This is a genomic window from Brevundimonas sp., from assembly GCF_965278935.1.
In the GTDB taxonomy this organism is placed as follows: Bacteria; Pseudomonadota; Alphaproteobacteria; order Caulobacterales; family Caulobacteraceae; genus Brevundimonas.
Map to the genome: position 1 here is coordinate 3,082,247 of NZ_OZ257124.1, position 14,179 is coordinate 3,096,425.

At 67.6% G+C, this 14,179-nt stretch carries 19 protein-coding genes; 6 read left to right on the forward strand and 13 right to left on the reverse strand.

Annotated elements, in window-relative coordinates; all coding sequences use genetic code 11:
- The first annotated feature begins 64 nt into the window (after positions 1-64).
- Entirely contained in the window at positions 65-355 is a 291-nt protein-coding gene (locus ACQY68_RS15330; protein WP_428150514.1) for a hypothetical protein, read from the forward strand.
- 239 nt (positions 356-594) lie between these two features.
- Here ACQY68_RS15330 and ACQY68_RS15335 read toward each other — a convergent pair whose 3' ends face one another.
- The 6 genes from ACQY68_RS15335 to ACQY68_RS15360 all read right to left on the reverse strand — a co-directional run bounded on the left by ACQY68_RS15335 (position 595) and on the right by ACQY68_RS15360 (position 5,896).
- The gene (locus ACQY68_RS15335; protein WP_428150516.1) at positions 595-1,398 is read right to left on the reverse strand and encodes a DUF1295 domain-containing protein; all 804 of its coding nucleotides are present in this window, start codon (positions 1,396-1,398) and stop codon (positions 595-597) included.
- 41 nt (positions 1,399-1,439) lie between these two features.
- Positions 1,440-1,835: a hypothetical protein gene (locus tag ACQY68_RS15340; protein ID WP_428150519.1), complete on the reverse strand. Its 396-nt coding sequence runs from the start codon at positions 1,833-1,835 to the stop codon at positions 1,440-1,442.
- On the reverse strand, positions 1,835-2,191 hold the full coding sequence (locus tag ACQY68_RS15345) for a hypothetical protein (RefSeq protein ID WP_428150520.1): 357 nt from the start codon (positions 2,189-2,191) through the stop codon (positions 1,835-1,837). The genes ACQY68_RS15340 and ACQY68_RS15345 overlap by 1 nt, the downstream gene beginning before the upstream one ends.
- Positions 2,192-2,195: 4 nt before the next feature.
- Positions 2,196-3,497 (reverse strand): homogentisate 1,2-dioxygenase, encoded by a 1,302-nt coding sequence (gene hmgA / locus ACQY68_RS15350; protein WP_428150522.1) that lies wholly within the window; start codon positions 3,495-3,497, stop codon positions 2,196-2,198.
- A 73-nt stretch (positions 3,498-3,570) separates the two neighbouring features.
- Positions 3,571-4,692: an acyl-CoA dehydrogenase family protein gene (locus ACQY68_RS15355; protein ID WP_428150523.1), complete on the reverse strand. Its 1,122-nt coding sequence runs from the start codon at positions 4,690-4,692 to the stop codon at positions 3,571-3,573.
- A gap of 4 nt (positions 4,693-4,696) precedes the next feature.
- Positions 4,697-5,896 carry an acyl-CoA dehydrogenase family protein gene (locus ACQY68_RS15360; RefSeq protein WP_428152685.1) on the reverse strand — a complete coding sequence of 400 codons (1,200 nt, stop codon included), beginning with the start codon at positions 5,894-5,896 and terminating at the stop codon, positions 4,697-4,699.
- 135 nt (positions 5,897-6,031) lie between these two features.
- Here ACQY68_RS15360 and ACQY68_RS15365 point away from each other — a divergent pair, with 135 nt between their 5' ends.
- Positions 6,032-6,565, forward strand: a complete 534-nt coding sequence (locus tag ACQY68_RS15365) for a GNAT family acetyltransferase (RefSeq protein WP_428150524.1) — start codon at positions 6,032-6,034, stop codon at positions 6,563-6,565.
- Here ACQY68_RS15365 and ACQY68_RS15370 read toward each other — a convergent pair.
- Complete coding sequence (locus tag ACQY68_RS15370) at positions 6,531-6,788, reverse strand: Lrp/AsnC ligand binding domain-containing protein (RefSeq protein ID WP_428150525.1); 258 nt, start codon at positions 6,786-6,788, stop codon at positions 6,531-6,533. The genes ACQY68_RS15365 and ACQY68_RS15370 overlap by 35 nt on opposite strands.
- Positions 6,789-6,833: 45 nt before the next feature.
- On the opposite strand from ACQY68_RS15370, the gene ACQY68_RS15375 reads away from it, so the two are divergent.
- The 3 genes from ACQY68_RS15375 to ACQY68_RS15385 all read left to right on the forward strand — a co-directional run bounded on the left by ACQY68_RS15375 (position 6,834) and on the right by ACQY68_RS15385 (position 9,999).
- The gene (locus ACQY68_RS15375; RefSeq protein WP_428150526.1) at positions 6,834-7,640 is read left to right on the forward strand and encodes an alpha/beta hydrolase; all 807 of its coding nucleotides are present in this window, start codon (positions 6,834-6,836) and stop codon (positions 7,638-7,640) included.
- Positions 7,641-7,701: 61 nt separating this feature from the next.
- Positions 7,702-9,570, forward strand: a complete 1,869-nt coding sequence (locus ACQY68_RS15380) for a monovalent cation:proton antiporter-2 (CPA2) family protein (RefSeq protein ID WP_428150528.1) — start codon at positions 7,702-7,704, stop codon at positions 9,568-9,570.
- A gap of 114 nt (positions 9,571-9,684) precedes the next feature.
- Positions 9,685-9,999: a hypothetical protein gene (locus tag ACQY68_RS15385; RefSeq protein ID WP_428150530.1), complete on the forward strand. Its 315-nt coding sequence runs from the start codon at positions 9,685-9,687 to the stop codon at positions 9,997-9,999.
- Here ACQY68_RS15385 and ACQY68_RS15390 read toward each other — a convergent pair.
- Positions 9,971-10,636: a DUF4126 domain-containing protein gene (locus ACQY68_RS15390; protein WP_428150531.1), complete on the reverse strand. Its 666-nt coding sequence runs from the start codon at positions 10,634-10,636 to the stop codon at positions 9,971-9,973. The genes ACQY68_RS15385 and ACQY68_RS15390 overlap by 29 nt on opposite strands.
- A gap of 98 nt (positions 10,637-10,734) precedes the next feature.
- Between ACQY68_RS15390 and ACQY68_RS15395 the strand changes: the two genes are divergently transcribed.
- Entirely contained in the window at positions 10,735-11,721 is a 987-nt protein-coding gene (locus ACQY68_RS15395; RefSeq protein ID WP_428150533.1) for an SDR family oxidoreductase, read from the forward strand.
- Here the strand turns inward: ACQY68_RS15395 and ACQY68_RS15400 are convergent.
- From ACQY68_RS15400 to folB, 5 genes are all read right to left on the reverse strand, one after another.
- A complete protein-coding gene (locus ACQY68_RS15400; RefSeq protein WP_428150536.1) occupies positions 11,718-12,005 on the reverse strand; it encodes a GNAT family N-acetyltransferase in 288 nt (95 codons plus the stop codon). The genes ACQY68_RS15395 and ACQY68_RS15400 overlap by 4 nt on opposite strands.
- A 68-nt stretch (positions 12,006-12,073) precedes the next feature.
- Positions 12,074-12,463 (reverse strand): hypothetical protein, encoded by a 390-nt coding sequence (locus ACQY68_RS15405; protein WP_428150538.1) that lies wholly within the window; start codon positions 12,461-12,463, stop codon positions 12,074-12,076.
- Positions 12,464-12,473: 10 nt separating this feature from the next.
- Positions 12,474-13,157 (reverse strand): DUF4870 family protein, encoded by a 684-nt coding sequence (locus ACQY68_RS15410; protein WP_428150540.1) that lies wholly within the window; start codon positions 13,155-13,157, stop codon positions 12,474-12,476.
- Between the two features lie 72 nt (positions 13,158-13,229).
- Complete coding sequence (locus ACQY68_RS15415; RefSeq protein WP_428150542.1) at positions 13,230-13,754, reverse strand: 6-pyruvoyl trahydropterin synthase family protein; 525 nt, start codon at positions 13,752-13,754, stop codon at positions 13,230-13,232.
- A 52-nt stretch (positions 13,755-13,806) separates the two neighbouring features.
- Complete coding sequence (gene folB, locus ACQY68_RS15420; RefSeq protein ID WP_428150544.1) at positions 13,807-14,178, reverse strand: dihydroneopterin aldolase; 372 nt, start codon at positions 14,176-14,178, stop codon at positions 13,807-13,809.
- Position 14,179: the final 1 nt, after the last annotated feature.

The window sequence follows — 14,179 nt, forward strand, 5'->3', positions numbered from 1 at the left end:
ACGGCGACGTGAACCTTCCGTGAGCGGCGGCATTTTTCCAGCTCAACAAGGAAGGGAACTCCCTATGCGTAAACTGATCATCGCCTCCGCCTCGCTGGCTCTGGCCGCCTCGCTCGCCGCCTGTGGCGAATCGGCTGCCGACAAGACCGCCGAGAAGCAGGCTGACGCTCTGGAGCAGCAAGCCGCCGCCGCTCCGACCGAGTCGCAGGAAACCGCCCTCAACGCCGAGGCCGACCGCATCGAGCAGCAGGCCGGCAACGCCGATGGCGGCATGACCACCGCCAACACGCCGAACACCTCGCCGTCGGCTCCGGAAGGCGCCATGGCCCCGGCCACCACGCCGCCGGCGCATTAAGCCTTTCCCGATTTCGGGATGCGAAGCCCCCGTCGCGCAAGCGGCGGGGGTTTTTGCTGTGTTCCGTCTCCCGTTGGGAGAATGTGGCCGCGAAGCGGTCGGATGAGGGTCGGCTCTGTCCGCCGGCGCAAGCCGTCGCAAAGGCCCCTCCTCACCTTTGACAGCCGACCCTCACCCTTTCGCGCCAGAACGACGGCTACGCCGCCGTACGCTCAAGCCCTCTCCCACCGGGAGAGGGACTATTTGCGGGGCGGCATCGGGATGAAGGCGCTCGTGCGGCGGATGTAGTCGGCATATTTCGGCTTGGTCTTGCCGATGGCCTTTTCGGTGATGCCGATGCCCGACCACCTGGTCAGGGTGAAGGTCAGGAAGACGGGCCCGATGACCGACGCGATGCCGACCCAACCCGTCTCAGCCGCGATCAGCCACAGTCCCCACCAGACGCAGGCGTCGCCGAAATAGTTGGGGTGGCGGGTGTAGCGCCACAGGCCAGTGTCCAGCACCTTGCCCTTGTTCTTCGGGTCCTTGCGGAAGGCCGCCAGCTGGGCGTCGCCGACGCTCTCGAAGCCGATGCCGACGACGACGATCACGGCCCCCATCCAGCCGATCCAGCCGATCGGCGGACTGTGCTCCACCTGACCCAGTTGCACGGGCAGCGACGTCAGCCAGCCCAGCACGGCCTGGGGCAGGAAGACGAACAGCAGCGCCGTCTTCGCGAAGCTCCAGCCGTGTTCCTTCTCCTGGGTCTCGACGATGTCGGCATAGCGGCCGTCGATCCCCTTCTCGCGCCAGCGGCGCAGCAGATGCCAGCCCAGACGGATCGCCCAGACGGCGCAGAGCCACAGCAGAAGAAACTTCCGCGTCTGGTCCCCGTCCGTCCTCGGGAAGGTGATCAGGGCGAGGAACAGCATGCCGAGCGGCCAGACACCGTCGACGAAGCTGACGTCCTTCAGACGCAGCGCCAGCCCCCACAGGGCCAGCATCACGACAACGAGCAGGGCCAGGTTGAGGCCCAGCAGGGCGGCGAGTTCAGGCAGGGTCATGCAGCAGCAACGCTATCATGACCCTGACGGATGCGTCGCCCTTAGTCGACGCAGAGACCGGGACCGACAACACCCTTTTCGACGCGCGAGTAACAGCCGAACTGGCTGTTCGAGGCGGCGCAACGGCCCGGCGCGTGGCCGCGCACGGGCGTCTGGTTCGGCGGGGCGAGGCAGGCGCCCTGACAGTCGGCGGCGTCGGAGCACGGCTTGTTCGCGTCGGCATAGGGGATGACGCAATGCCAGAACCCGCCGAGGCCGCCCCGTCCGTAGGTCCCGCCCTGCGCCGAACAGGCGGCGGTCTGGGCCGCCGTCGGGGTCTGTCCGGGTTCGACCGACAGATCGCCTTGGGGGGCGGGCGGTGGCGTCGCGGGAGGCCCGGCCATGGGCGCGCAGGCGGTCAGCAGAACCGCCGCGAAGAGTGCGAGCCCCTTGCGCATCAGTCGATACACAGGGTGGCGTCGGCCTTGCCGTTCTCGACGCGGGTGGCGCAGCCGAAGCGGTTCGAGGTCGGGGCGCACTGGCCGGCGGCCGTGGCGCCCGGAGCGACGCTGGCGCCCTCGGCCAGCAGGCAGTCGCCGCCGCACTGGTCGCCGTCGGTGCAGCGCTTGCCGGCGTCGGCATAAGCGATGACGCATTGGACCGACTGCATGCGGCCGACGCGTTGCAGCGTGCCGTTCTGCGCGGCGCAGGCGGCCTCGGCGCTCTGGCCCGGCGTCCCGGCGGCGGGCGCCTGTTCCGCCATCGGCGAACAGGCGGAGGCCATCAGGGCGAGGGCGGCGATCAGAATGCGCATGGGCTTATCCTTGTTGAGAGACGTCGCCCTTGGCGAAGCCGGTCCAGACGTCGTCGTAGTCGAGCTGCATCGTCGGGGTGGTTTGCGCCCATTCCGTGGTCCGGATCGGGAAGCGCGTCTCGAACATGAAGGCCAGGGTATTGTCTATCTTGTGCGGTTGAAGGTTCGCCGACACCGCCTTGTCGTAGCTGGCCTGATCCGGCCCGTGCCCGCTCATGCAGTTGTGCAGACTGGCGCCGCCGGGGGCGAAGCCGCCCTCCTTGGCGTCATAGGCTCCGGTGACCAGCCCCATGAACTCGCTCATGACGTTCCGATGGAACCACGGCGGGCGGAAGGTGTCCTCGGCCACCATCCAGCGTGGCGGGAAGATGACGAAGTCGCAGTTGGCCGTGCCGACGGTGTCGGACGGGCTGGTCAGGACGGTGAAGATCGACGGATCGGGATGGTCGAAGCTGACGGTGTTGATCGTGTTGAACCGGGCTGTGTCCCAGCGGTACGGCGCGAGGTTGCCGTGCCAGCCGACGACATCGAGCGGCGAATGGTCGAAGGTCGTGACCCACAGGCGGCCGGCGTATTTCTGCACGCATTCGGTCGGGCGGGAGACATCCTCGAACGCGGCGACCGGGGCCTCGAAATCGCGGGGGTTGGCCAGGCCGTTGGAACCGATCGGGCCGAGGTCGGGCAGGCGGAAGGGCGCGCCGTAGTTCTCGCAGACATAGCCGCGAATGGGTCCGGCGCACTCGACGCGGAAGCGGACGCCGCGCGGAATGACGACGATGTGGCCGGGCGAAGCCTCGATGCGGCCGAACTCGGTGACTAAGGCCTGGTCGCCCTCCTGTGGCACGATCAGCAGCTCGCCGTCGGCGTCGTAGAAGACCCGGTCCGTCATCGAGCGGTTGGCGGCGTAGAGGTGGATGCCGACGCCGATCTGGGCTTCCACGTCGCCGTTGCCGCCGTAGGTGACGAGGCCCTCGACCCAGTCGGTCGGCTTCGTCGGCAAAGGCAGAGGGTCCCAGCGCATGCGATTGGGGCTGGGTGGAGCGTCGTGGAAAGGGCCGGAGCGGACGCGACGCTGGTCGAACGGCTGATAGGCAGGATGCTGGGCCGAGGGGCGCAGACGGTAGAGCCAGCTGCGGCGGTTCTCCGCGCGAGGAGCAGTGAAAGCGGTTCCGCTGAGCTGTTCCGCATAGAGGCCCATCGGCGTCTTCTGCGGCGAGTTGCGGCCGACCGGCAGGGCGCCGGGGACGGCCTCGGTCGCGAAATGATTGCCGAAACCGGTCAGATAGGTCGCGCTGTTCAGCGTCATGCGTGTCGTCTCCCGTGGCGGGAGGTTTAGCGGGGCCGGTTCAGCACGTCACCCTCTCCCGACGGGAGAGGGGTTAGTACCCGCCCGACCTCGCCAGCCGTTCCTGGTGGAAGCCCGCGTCGCCGAGGAGTTCGTTCAGAACCCGCACCCGCTTCATGTAGAGGCCGACGTCGAACGCGTCGGTCATGCCGACGCCGCCGTGCATCTGGACCGCTTCCTGGACCGCGAGTTCGGCGACGCGACCGGCCTTGGCCTTAGCGACCGAGACGGCGAGGTCGGCCTTCGGCGCGCCGGCGTCGAGGCGTTGCAGGGCGCCGAGGACAGCGGCCTTGGCCAGCTCCAGTTCGGTGAACAGGTGGGCGGCGCGGTGTTGCAGCGCCTGGAACTCGCCGATCAGCTTGCCGAACTGTTTGCGGGTCTTGAGGTATTCGACCGTGCTCAGGAAGGCCTGATCCCCCGCGCCGGTCAGGCAGGCGGCGGCGCAGGCCCGGCCGAGATTGAGCGCGCCCTCAAGGGCCGCCTCGCCAGCATCGACGTCGCCGATGACGGCGTCGGCGTCGACCTGAACGTCGGTCAGGGTGATCCGGGCGGCGTTGTGAGCGTCGACCATGACGGTGCGCTCGATCTCGACGCCCGAGGTCTTCGGATCGACAAGGAACAGGGTCACGCCGCCGTCCGTCTTCGCGGCGACGATCAGGGCGTCGGCGATGTGGCCGTCGAGGACGAAGCCTTTCGCCCCGTTCAGCCTGAAGCCGTTGCCGCTGCGCTCCGCCGTCGTGGCGATACGGGAGGGCTGGTGCTTGGCGCCTTCGTCGAGGGCGAGGGACAGGATGGCCTCGCCCGCCGCGATTTTCGGGAGCCAAGCCGCCTGCTGATCGGCCGATGCGGCGTCGATCAGGATGCGGGCGGCCAGGATGGACGAGCCGAAGAAGGGCGACGGGGTCAGGGTGCGGCCGAGGCCTTCGGCCACGATGCCCGCCTCGACCGCGCCGAGGCCGGAGCCGCCGTGTTCCTCGGGGATGATGACGCCGGCGAAACCCATCTCGCCGAACGCCTTCCACAGGTCGCGCGACACGCCGTCGGCGTCCCGTGAATCCCTCAACGTGCGCAGGTGGGCGATGGGGGCGTTCTCGCTCAGGAAGCCGTCCGTGGCCTCCTTCAGCATGGCCTGTTCTTCAGTCAGGATGAGGGGCATGGGTTCAGGCTCCCGGCAGCTGAAGCAGATGTTTGGCGATGATGTTCAGTTGCACTTCGCTGGTGCCGCCTTCGATCGAATTGGCCTTGGTGCGCAGCCATTCGCGAGCGGCCGTGCCTCCGTGCGAGCGCTCGCCTTCCCACTCCAGGGCGTCCGAACCGCCGGCGGCCATCGCCAGTTCGTGGCGGCGCTTGTTGAGCTCCGAGCCGTAGTATTTCAGCATGGAGGCGATGGCGGGTGAGACCTGACGGGCCTTCACCTGATCGCCCACCCGCTCCATCGACAGGTTGAAGGCAGCGAGATCGACCTCGAGTTCGGCGATGCGGGCGCGCAGGATCGGATCGTCCAGACGACCGTCGGCGTCGATGCCGACGCTGTCGGCGGCGACCTGACCCATCGGGCGACCTACGCTGGTGGAGCCCATGGCGCCGATCATGGTGCGCTCGTGCGCCAGCAGGGCCTTGGCGACGTCCCAGCCGCGATTGAGCGTGCCGATCAGATTTTCTTTCTCGACGCGGACGTCGTCGAAGAAGGTCTCGCAGAAGGCGGACTTGCCAGAGATCAGTTCGATCGGCCTGGTCGTCACGCCGGGCGTGGCCATGTCGAACAGGACGAAGGAGATGCCCAGATGCTTGGGCGCTTCCGGGTCCGTGCGGATCAGGCAGAAGATCCAGTCGGCCTTGTCGGCGTAGGAGGTCCAGATCTTCTGGCCGTTGATGATCCAGTGGTCGCCCCTGTCCTCGGCGCGAGTCTGGACCGCGGCCAGGTCGGAGCCGGCGCCGGGCTCGGAATAGCCCTGGCACCAGCGGATCTCGCCGCGCACGATCTCGGGCAGGAAGCGCTTCTTCTGTTCCTCGGTCCCGAACTGCAGCAGCGCCGGGCCCAGCATCCAGATGCCGAAGGACGACAGGGGCATCTGGGCGTCGATGCGGCGCATCTCGGAGGCCAGCACCTTGGCCTCCTCGCGGTCCAACCCGCCGCCTCCGTATTCCGTGGGCCACTGGGCCGCCGTCCAGCCGCGCGCGGCCATGACGTCCATCCACCGCTTGTGGGCCGGGGTCTTGAAGGTCGGGTTGCGGCCGCCCCAGACGCGGTCTTCCTCGTTGTCGAGCGGGCCACGGCATTCGGCGGGGCAGTTCGCCTCCAGCCATGCGCGCGTTTCGGCGCGGAAGGTTTCCAGATCGGCCCCACCGGATGACATGATGTTCGCTCCCTGACGCCTGTGCCTGCGCCTCAGACGAACAGGTTAGCAGCGATCAGTTGCGTTTGGCCACGCTGTCGTCGCGGCAACATCGACGCGGCTCGCGCGTTCGTGACCGCGAACCGGGGGAGCCTCGAAATGACCTATGTGACGCGCGGTGTTTTCGCCGCCGCCAGCCTGTTGCTGATGATGTTGGCCACCGCCCTGGTGGTGCTGGGGCTGCGGGAGGCGTGGGACGGGTTCGCCAGTCCGGACGCATCGGGGGCCGATGCCGTCCTGGATGTGCTCGGCTATGTGATCGTCGCCATCGCGGTGTTCGACGTGGCGAAATATCTGTTCGAGGACGAGGTCCGGCGCGGCAACGAGAAGCGCAGCGCGGCCGAGGCGCGACGCAGCCTGACCAAATTCCTGTCGACCATCATCATAGCCCTGTTCCTCGAGGCGCTGGTCATGGTGTTCAAGACGGCGCGCGAGGATGTGACCCAGATGGGCTATCCGACCGCCCTGCTGGCGGCGTCCGTCTTCGTGCTGATCGGACTGGGCATCTTCCAGCGCCTGTCCGCAACGGTCGAGGAGAAGGTCGGCGACGACGACGAGGCCGAGGACGACGCCGACCGGGTCGAGGCCGGCCGCCCGGTCAGACGCGCGAAGGCAGGAACGGCGAAAACGTGATGACCGTGAAGGTGTCGCGGATGTGGGGCCGGGTCTGGACCGACTTCGTCACGAATGTGCCGATGTCCATGTCTTTCGGCAGCTGGAACTTGGCGAGCAGGTCGTACTGGCCTGAGGTGGAATAGACCTCCGAGACGTTCTCGACATTGTCGACCATGTCGGCGGCGACGTCGTTGGCGTGGCCCAGCTCGCATTTGATGAAGACGAAGATGGCGGTCATCATGGGGGTGGGCTCCGGTGTTCGCGGGCTTGAGTAGCGGATGCGGACGTGAGCGATAAGCCCCTCGATCTGGAAGCCGAGTACAACAACCGCGCGGCCGTGCCGAACCACCCCGTCGTCATGGCGCGGTGGAAGGCGGATGCGGAGGCCGCGCGGGCGGCCCATCCGCCGGTCGCCCTGCCCTACGGCTCCGGCGAACGCGAGGTCATGGACCTGTTCGAGGCGGGGCCGGACGCGCCGATCGCCGTCTTCATCCACGGAGGCTACTGGCAGGCGCTCGACCGATCCTGGTTCAGCTGGGTCGCGCCCGCGCTCCTGAGGCATGGCGTCAGCCTGGCCGTGCCGTCCTACGACCTCTGCCCCCATGTGCGGCTCGGCCGGATCGTCAGCCAGACGCGGGATGCGGTCGAGCTGATCCGGGCGCAGACAGGAAAACGCCCCTTCGTGTTCGGTCATTCGGCGGGCGGGCATCTGGCGGCCTGCATGCTGAGCGAAGGCCGGGCGTCGGCGGCAGTGGCGATCTCGGGTCTGTTCGATCTGGAGCCACTGGTGCCGACGTCGTTGAACGATGCGCTGAGGCTGGATGCACGCGAGGCAGCAGCGCTGTCGCCGGTGCACTGGCCCGTGCCGAACGGGTCGACGCCGGGCGGGACGGTGCTGGACTGCATCGTCGGCGCCGGCGAGACCAGCGAGTTCGTTCGCCAGTCGAAAGACATGGCGGACTTCTGGGGCGGCAAGGGCGTCGAGACGCGGTTCGAGGCCCTGCCCGGCCTGAACCATTTCACCGTTCTGGACCCCTTGGCCGATCCCGGCAGCGCGCTGGTGAAACGGATCGTGGCCCTGGCGAAAGGCTGACGCCCCTCGCAATCGCAGCAAAGCGTCGCCACTATAAGGCTCTCACGAAAACGGAGCAGTCATGGCGGATCCAGCAGCGGGCATGAACCTGGGCCACGCGGTGGCGCTGCTGGCGGCCGCAGTCGTCGCGGTGCCCCTGTTCCGCAAGTTCGGCCTGGGATCGGTGCTGGGCTATCTGGCCGCCGGTGTGATCATCGGCCCGTTCGCCTTGCGTTTGATCGAGGATCCGGAGGCGATCCTGCATGTCGCCGAGCTCGGCGTCGTCATGTTCCTGTTCATCATCGGGCTCGAGATGCGACCGGCCAAGCTGTGGAAGCTGAGGAAGGAAATCTTCGGCCTCGGCGCGGCGCAGGTGATCGCCTGCGGCCTCCTGCTGACCGGGACGGCTATGGCGTTCGGCGTCGCGCCGGCCGTGGCCTTCATCGGATCGATGGGCTTCGTCCTGTCGTCCACCGCCGTGATCATGCAGACGATGGACGAGCGGAACGAGATCACAACTCCGCATGGCCAGCGGGCGGTGTCGATCCTGCTGCTGGAAGACCTGGCCATCGTGCCGCTGCTGGCCATCGTGGCGGTGCTGGGCACGGCGCTGGGCACGGCCGAGAACGGCCCGCCCCTGTGGCAGACGGCCGGTCTGGCCATCGCGGCGGTCGGCGGGGTGATCCTGGCCGGGCGCTATGCGATCAACCCCCTGTTCCGCCAACTGGCCAAATACGGCGGGCGCGAGGTCATGCTGGCCGCCGCACTGCTGGTCGTCTGCGGCGCGGCCTGGGCCATGTCGCTGGGCGGGCTGTCGATGGCGATGGGCGCCTTCCTCGCGGGCGTGCTGCTGTCGGATTCGACCTTCCGGCATCAGCTCGAGGCCGACGTCGATCCGTTCCGCTCGATCCTGCTGGGCCTGTTCTTCCTGTCGGTCGGCATGTCGCTGAACCTCGCCGTCGTGCTGGCAGACTGGCAGTGGGTGGTGGGCGGGGTCGTCCTGTTCATGCTCGTCAAGGCGCTGGGCATCTATGGCATCGCACGTCTGTTCAAGGCGAAGCACACCGAGGCGCTGGAGCGGGCGGCCCTGTTCGCCCAGGGCGGCGAGTTCGCCTTCGTCCTGTTCGGGGCGGCCGGCATGGCCGGGCTGTTCGACGCGCGGACGGCGGCGATCTTCACCGCCATCGTCATCCTGTCGATGGTGCTGACCCCGCTGGTGACCGTGGTGGTGTCACGCTGGTTCCTCAAGGAGGACGTGGTCTCCATCGATGATCTGGACGGCGTCGATCGCGCGAAGAACCTGCGCGAGCGGGTTCTGGTCATCGGCTTCGGTCGGTTCGCCCAGGTGGTCTGTCAGCCGCTGCTGGCGCGCGACGTCGACGTGTCGATCATCGACATGGACGTGGAGATGATCCAGGCGGCCGGAAACTTCGGCTTCAAGGTCTATTACGGCGACGGCTCGCGGCTGGACGTACTGAGGGCGTCGGGGGCCGAAACCGCCGAGACCATTCTCGTCTGCGTCGACAAGCCCGAGATCGCCGACCGGATCGTGGAACTGGTCAAGGCCGAATTCCCCCTGACCAAGCTGTTCGTGCGCGCCTATGACCGCGGCCACTCGATCCGCCTGATCCAGGCCGGGGTCGAGTTCCACATCCGCGAGACCTTCGAAAGCGCACTGGCCTTCAGCGAGCATGTGCTGAAGGACCTCGGCTTCTCCGAAGAGGAGGCGACCGAAACCATCGAGGACGTGCGTCGCCGGGACGAGGAACGGTTGATCCTGCAGGTGACGGGCGGACTGCAGGCCGGTCGCAGCCTGTGGCGCAACAACACCTCGACGCCGCAGCCCGAACCCTATGTGAAGCCGCGCCGCGAGGCGCAGGCTCTCAACGAGGACGCGGCCGAGGTCATGACCGCAGAAGAGACTGAAGAACGGCAACAGGAAGAGGCCTGATGTCGTCGAACGAGGTGATGCGTTCGAGTCACACAGCCACGCTATCGCTCGCGATGTCGCCGGAACAAGGAAACTTCACCGTAACCGGACGTTTCCAGTTGTCAGGAGAACCCCATGCCCAAGACCACCGGAAGCCGCTCCAAGCCTGACCTTCGTCTTGTCGCCGAAAGCGAGGTCTATGACCTCATGCGCGGGCCCCAGACGACGGCGGATCGGGTCAAACAGCTGCAAGCCGAGGCCCGCGCCCTGGCCGTCGAACAGGTCGAGGAGCTGGAACGTCGCCTGAACGAGGCGGCGTCCCTGGCCCGGGAAATCTCGGCCGGCGGCGACGCCTATCCGGTCGGCGCACGCGAGATCGCGTCGCGTCTGGCCGAGGACCTGCCCGCCAAGGCCGAGACCATCAAGGCGATCGTGTCGCGTCTGCCGTAACGCTGTCGCGAGCGTAAAGCTTTTCGCGCAGCCGCCTGGCCAGCCGGAAGACGAGAACCGCCAGAACGATCAATGCCACCGGAACGAGGATCGGGGCCAGGAAGGCCAGGATCACGGTGAAGAAGGCGAGCACGTCCTCGATCAGGGACAGGACCGGATTGCCGACACCGCCCGTCGTCGCCGTGGACGTCAGTCTGGCTCCGCCCTGCGCGGCGTTGAAGGCGAAGGCGGCGGGCGCGCCGACGATGACGCCGGCGATGGCGGCCGTGGTCGGGTCGAGACCGACGAAAACACTGCCCGCCGCGACGGCGCCCGCGACAGGTCGGGTGAAGGCACCCAGCACGTTCAGGCCGTGATCGACGACGGGAATCTTGTCACCGGCGAACTCCACGACGGCCGCGACACCGAGCGCGGCGATGGCGGGCCAGTCGGCGAGCCAGCTCATCTGTTCGTTCAGGGCGATGCCGAACAGGCCGAACCGGGCGGCAAGCGCGAGCATGAGCAGCGGAAGGAAGGTTCGCAGCCCGGTCGCAGAGGCGAGACCCAACCCCAGAAGCGCGGGCAGAACCCAAATCTGCAGCGGACCGGCGGCCGCTCCGACGCCGTCGCGCACGCCCTGAAGATCGAAGCCGTCCATTCGATGCCCCTCCCCGGCTCCCTGCCGTCGAACGACATAATGCCCCGGAACCGCCCCGGGGTCCGCCGGTTTCCGAGGGGAGTTTCAGGAGAGCCCCGATGGACGACCGTTTCACACCCGCCGCCGAAGACACCGCCGAGAACGAACGCAAGATTCAGGCGGAGATCGACGCCAAAGCGGAGAAGGGCGGCAAACAGAAAGACGCGGGCCCGGTGCAGGCGGGCGCGCGGAAATACCCGGAGCCGCCCTTCCCCGAACAGCACCAGAAGAAGCCGGGAAACGAGGCCGCTCTCGATCCCGCGCCCCTGTACGACGCCCCCTTCTGGAAGGGCTCAGGCAAGCTGGAAGGATTCGCGGCCCTGATCACGGGCGCCGATTCCGGAATCGGGCGCGGGGTGGCGGTGCTTTTCGCGCGCGAGGGCTGCGACGTCGCCATCTGCCATCTCGACGAGGATGCGGACGCCGAGGAGACAAAGGCTGCCGTTGAGGCCGAGGGCCGTCGCGCCATCGTGCTGAAGGGCGATGTCGCCGATCCGGCCTTCTCCAGAATGGCTGTGGCCGAAACGCTGAAGGCCTTCGGGCGGCTGGATGTCGTCGTCCCCAACGCCGCCTTCCAGGAGCATGTCGAGGCGTTCGAGGACCTGACCTTCGAACATTTCGACCGGACGCTGAAGACCAACCTCTATGGCTATTTCAACCTGACCCAAGCGGCCGTTCCGCACATGAAGTCGGGCGGGTCGATCGTGATGACCGGGTCGGTGACCGGCCTGCTCGGGAACAAGGACCTGCTCGACTATTCGATGACCAAGGGCGGCATCCATGCCTTTGCCCGGTCATTGGGCACGCATCTCGCGCCGCGCGGCATTCGGGTGAACGTGGTCGCGCCGGGCCCGGTCTGGACGCCATTGAACCCGGCCGACAAACAGGCCGGGGACGTCGCCCACTTCGGCGAGGACACCGTGATGAAGCGGCCGGCCCAGCCGGAAGAAATCGCGCCCGCCTACGTCTTCCTGGCGTCGCCGCAGATGTCGAGCTTCATCACGGGCGAGGTGCTGCCGATCATCGGAGGGTATGCAGGCGGTTAGCCGACCACGTCGGCCTGATCCTTATGCCGCCGGAACCAGGCGACAGCGTAGCCGCACACCGGGGTGAGTTTGTGTCCCTCGGCGCGGGCGTGGTCGGCGAGGCTCTGCATGAACTTGCCGGCTGCGCCGGAGCCGCGCAGTTCGTCCTCGGCCTCGACATGCAGGATGGCGCGGCGATCGCCCTGAACCGCATAGTCGGCCCAGACGCGGCGGATCTCGCCGTCGGCGTCGGTGAAGCCCTGTTCGTAGCGATGCTCGGCGGTGACGTCTCGGAAGTCGGTCATGGGAATTCCCTCGATACTCAGGGCGAAACCCCTTGCGGCAGCGGACCGTTCCTTGCGGTCACGTCTCGTCAGGCGGGTTTGTCGGACATCAGATTCACGATTCCCAGGATGCTCTTCACCGTGAACCAGATGCTGAGCAGGAACCACAGGGCGCCGAACAGCAGCAGGAACGGGATGCCGATCAGGATGATCGAGGCCGCCATGCTGATGGCGATCAGTACCCACAGGGCGATGGTCCACCAGAAGACCGACCAGAACAGCACGATCTGGGCCTCGATATGCTGGCGCGGAAGACCGGTGGCGGAACTCCGCGCGGCATAGGCGACGACGAGTCCGACCAGAACCAGCACGTTGGCCGACGGAATCGACAGGATGTAGAGACCCCAGGCGATCAGGGCGGCGGGTTTGCCCTCGGCCTCGTGGCCGGCCGCGAGACGGGGTTGGGGGGCGTCGGACATCAGGTCGCTCCTAGAACAGCCAGGCTCTGGGTCGCGCGATGGGCCGGCCTGCCTTCAGCTTCAGAACGCCGCCGGCGCCGCGAAGGATCAACCACACGGCCAGAACGAACAGGACGAAGACGCCGAGACCCACGGCGATCAGGATGGCGCCGAGCAGGGCGACCACGGCGCCGGCCCACAGGGTGCGCTGCTGGAAGATGAAGTGGCTGGCGGCCACATCACCCTGCGGACCCGCGCGACCGGTGACGGCCACAAGAGCGATCAGGGCCGATACGCCGAGCGTCGGCACGGCGAACAGGATGAGGGCGTAGACGGCGTAGATGCCCATGGCGCCGTCGATCTGTGCGGGCTGCTCGCGGCGTCGGGCGAAACTGCCGGCCGGCTGTTCGGAGATCGGGGTCTCGCGGGCCCACTGCGGGACGGGTTCAGGCGCGGGCGGCGGGCTCGGGATCGGCGTCGGAGCAGCGATCTCTGGGACAGGAGTCACGATGAGGCCGGGCTCCGGGGCGAACAGCTCCGGCTCGGGTGCGGGCGCCGGGGGCGTTTCTGGCTCGGGTTCCACCTGCGCAGGCTCACGCGACTGGCCCTGCAGCGCGGCGGGCGAGGCGAAGCCGATCAGATCATCGTGGTCGATGTCATGGGGCGCTCCAGACCCTTGGGTCCGGGGCGCATTGGGATCGCCGGGCTCGGCCATCGGGGTCCTCGCGTTCATTCGTGGGACAATGGCGGGGCCGCCGGTCGGAGGCAAGCCGAACCGGGCGTAACCTTACGCCGGCAGGTCGTTGATCGACAGATCGGGCCGATCCATCCAGCTTCCGGCCATCCAGCCGCGTTCGGCGGCGCTCAGGTGCTCGCCGATGACGATGGCGTTGGTCGGGGTCTCTTCCAGGGTCAGTTCGACGCAGCGATAGGGCGACCCGTCCGCGGCCAGGATGGCGTCGAGCTTGCGTCGCAGGGCGACGGCGAAGGCTTCTGTCGTCGGATCGCCGTCGAACACCATCAGACGAGGTACGCGCCGGGGCTCATTCTGCTGGAACCAGGCCAGCATGGGATCGGCGCCGTTCATCTGGAAGGCATGATCGACGGCCTTGTCGATGAAGCCGTGCCAGCGGCCCTTCAGGGTCTCGAACGAGGCGACATAGTTCGAGGCGCCGAAATCCATCTCCGCGTCCGTGGCGAGGACGACGTGAACGAACTCGTTGTGGCCATGCGGCACCGCACAGCGCGACGCTGGGTCGGAGAGCAGGCGATGAGCCATCGAGAAACGGCGGGTGAAACGAACCTGGGGCATTGCGCGGCGACATGTCGTGCCGAAAGCCGGCAAAGGCAAGGCTGGAGCCGAATCAGCGTCGGTAGGTCAGCTCGCACCCGGCGCCGTCGGCGGCGTCCAGCGCGCCCGGCTTGTCGACGCGAACCGTGACGCCCTCTACCCGGCCGTCCTCCAGACAGTGCAACGCCAGACGCTCGGCGAAGGTCTCCACCAGACCGACGTGCCCCTCGGCGATGATGCGGCGGGCGGAGGCGGCGACGCTCTCGTAGTTGATGGTGTCGGACAGGCCGTGGACCTCGGCGGGGCCCAGATCGAGGGTCACATCGATGACGAGGGTCTGCAGCCGACCGTGCTCATGGTCATAGACGCCGATGCCCGCCTCGACCCGCAGGCCCTTGACGAAGACGGTCAGATTTTCCCGCCGGGGCGCAGAAACAGGGGTCACA

Excerpts from the sequence above, each read along its gene's own strand:
- ACQY68_RS15330 (WP_428150514.1), top strand. The coding sequence starts at position 65 with ATGCGTAAACTGATCATCGCCTCCGCCTCGCTGGCTCTGGCCGCCTCG.
- ACQY68_RS15335 (WP_428150516.1), bottom strand. The coding sequence starts at position 1,398 with ATGACCCTGCCTGAACTCGCCGCCCTGCTGGGCCTCAACCTGGCCCTG.
- ACQY68_RS15340 (WP_428150519.1), bottom strand. The coding sequence starts at position 1,835 with ATGCGCAAGGGGCTCGCACTCTTCGCGGCGGTTCTGCTGACCGCCTGC.
- ACQY68_RS15345 (WP_428150520.1), bottom strand. The coding sequence starts at position 2,191 with ATGCGCATTCTGATCGCCGCCCTCGCCCTGATGGCCTCCGCCTGTTCG.
- hmgA (WP_428150522.1), bottom strand. The coding sequence starts at position 3,497 with ATGACGCTGAACAGCGCGACCTATCTGACCGGTTTCGGCAATCATTTC.
- ACQY68_RS15355 (WP_428150523.1), bottom strand. The coding sequence starts at position 4,692 with ATGCCCCTCATCCTGACTGAAGAACAGGCCATGCTGAAGGAGGCCACG.
- ACQY68_RS15365 (WP_428150524.1), top strand. The coding sequence starts at position 6,032 with ATGACCTATGTGACGCGCGGTGTTTTCGCCGCCGCCAGCCTGTTGCTG.
- ACQY68_RS15370 (WP_428150525.1), bottom strand. The coding sequence starts at position 6,788 with ATGATGACCGCCATCTTCGTCTTCATCAAATGCGAGCTGGGCCACGCC.
- ACQY68_RS15380 (WP_428150528.1), top strand. The coding sequence starts at position 7,702 with ATGGCGGATCCAGCAGCGGGCATGAACCTGGGCCACGCGGTGGCGCTG.
- ACQY68_RS15385 (WP_428150530.1), top strand. The coding sequence starts at position 9,685 with ATGCCCAAGACCACCGGAAGCCGCTCCAAGCCTGACCTTCGTCTTGTC.
- ACQY68_RS15390 (WP_428150531.1), bottom strand. The coding sequence starts at position 10,636 with ATGGACGGCTTCGATCTTCAGGGCGTGCGCGACGGCGTCGGAGCGGCC.
- ACQY68_RS15395 (WP_428150533.1), top strand. The coding sequence starts at position 10,735 with ATGGACGACCGTTTCACACCCGCCGCCGAAGACACCGCCGAGAACGAA.
- ACQY68_RS15400 (WP_428150536.1), bottom strand. The coding sequence starts at position 12,005 with ATGACCGACTTCCGAGACGTCACCGCCGAGCATCGCTACGAACAGGGC.
- ACQY68_RS15405 (WP_428150538.1), bottom strand. The coding sequence starts at position 12,463 with ATGTCCGACGCCCCCCAACCCCGTCTCGCGGCCGGCCACGAGGCCGAG.
- ACQY68_RS15410 (WP_428150540.1), bottom strand. The coding sequence starts at position 13,157 with ATGGCCGAGCCCGGCGATCCCAATGCGCCCCGGACCCAAGGGTCTGGA.
- ACQY68_RS15415 (WP_428150542.1), bottom strand. The coding sequence starts at position 13,754 with ATGCCCCAGGTTCGTTTCACCCGCCGTTTCTCGATGGCTCATCGCCTG.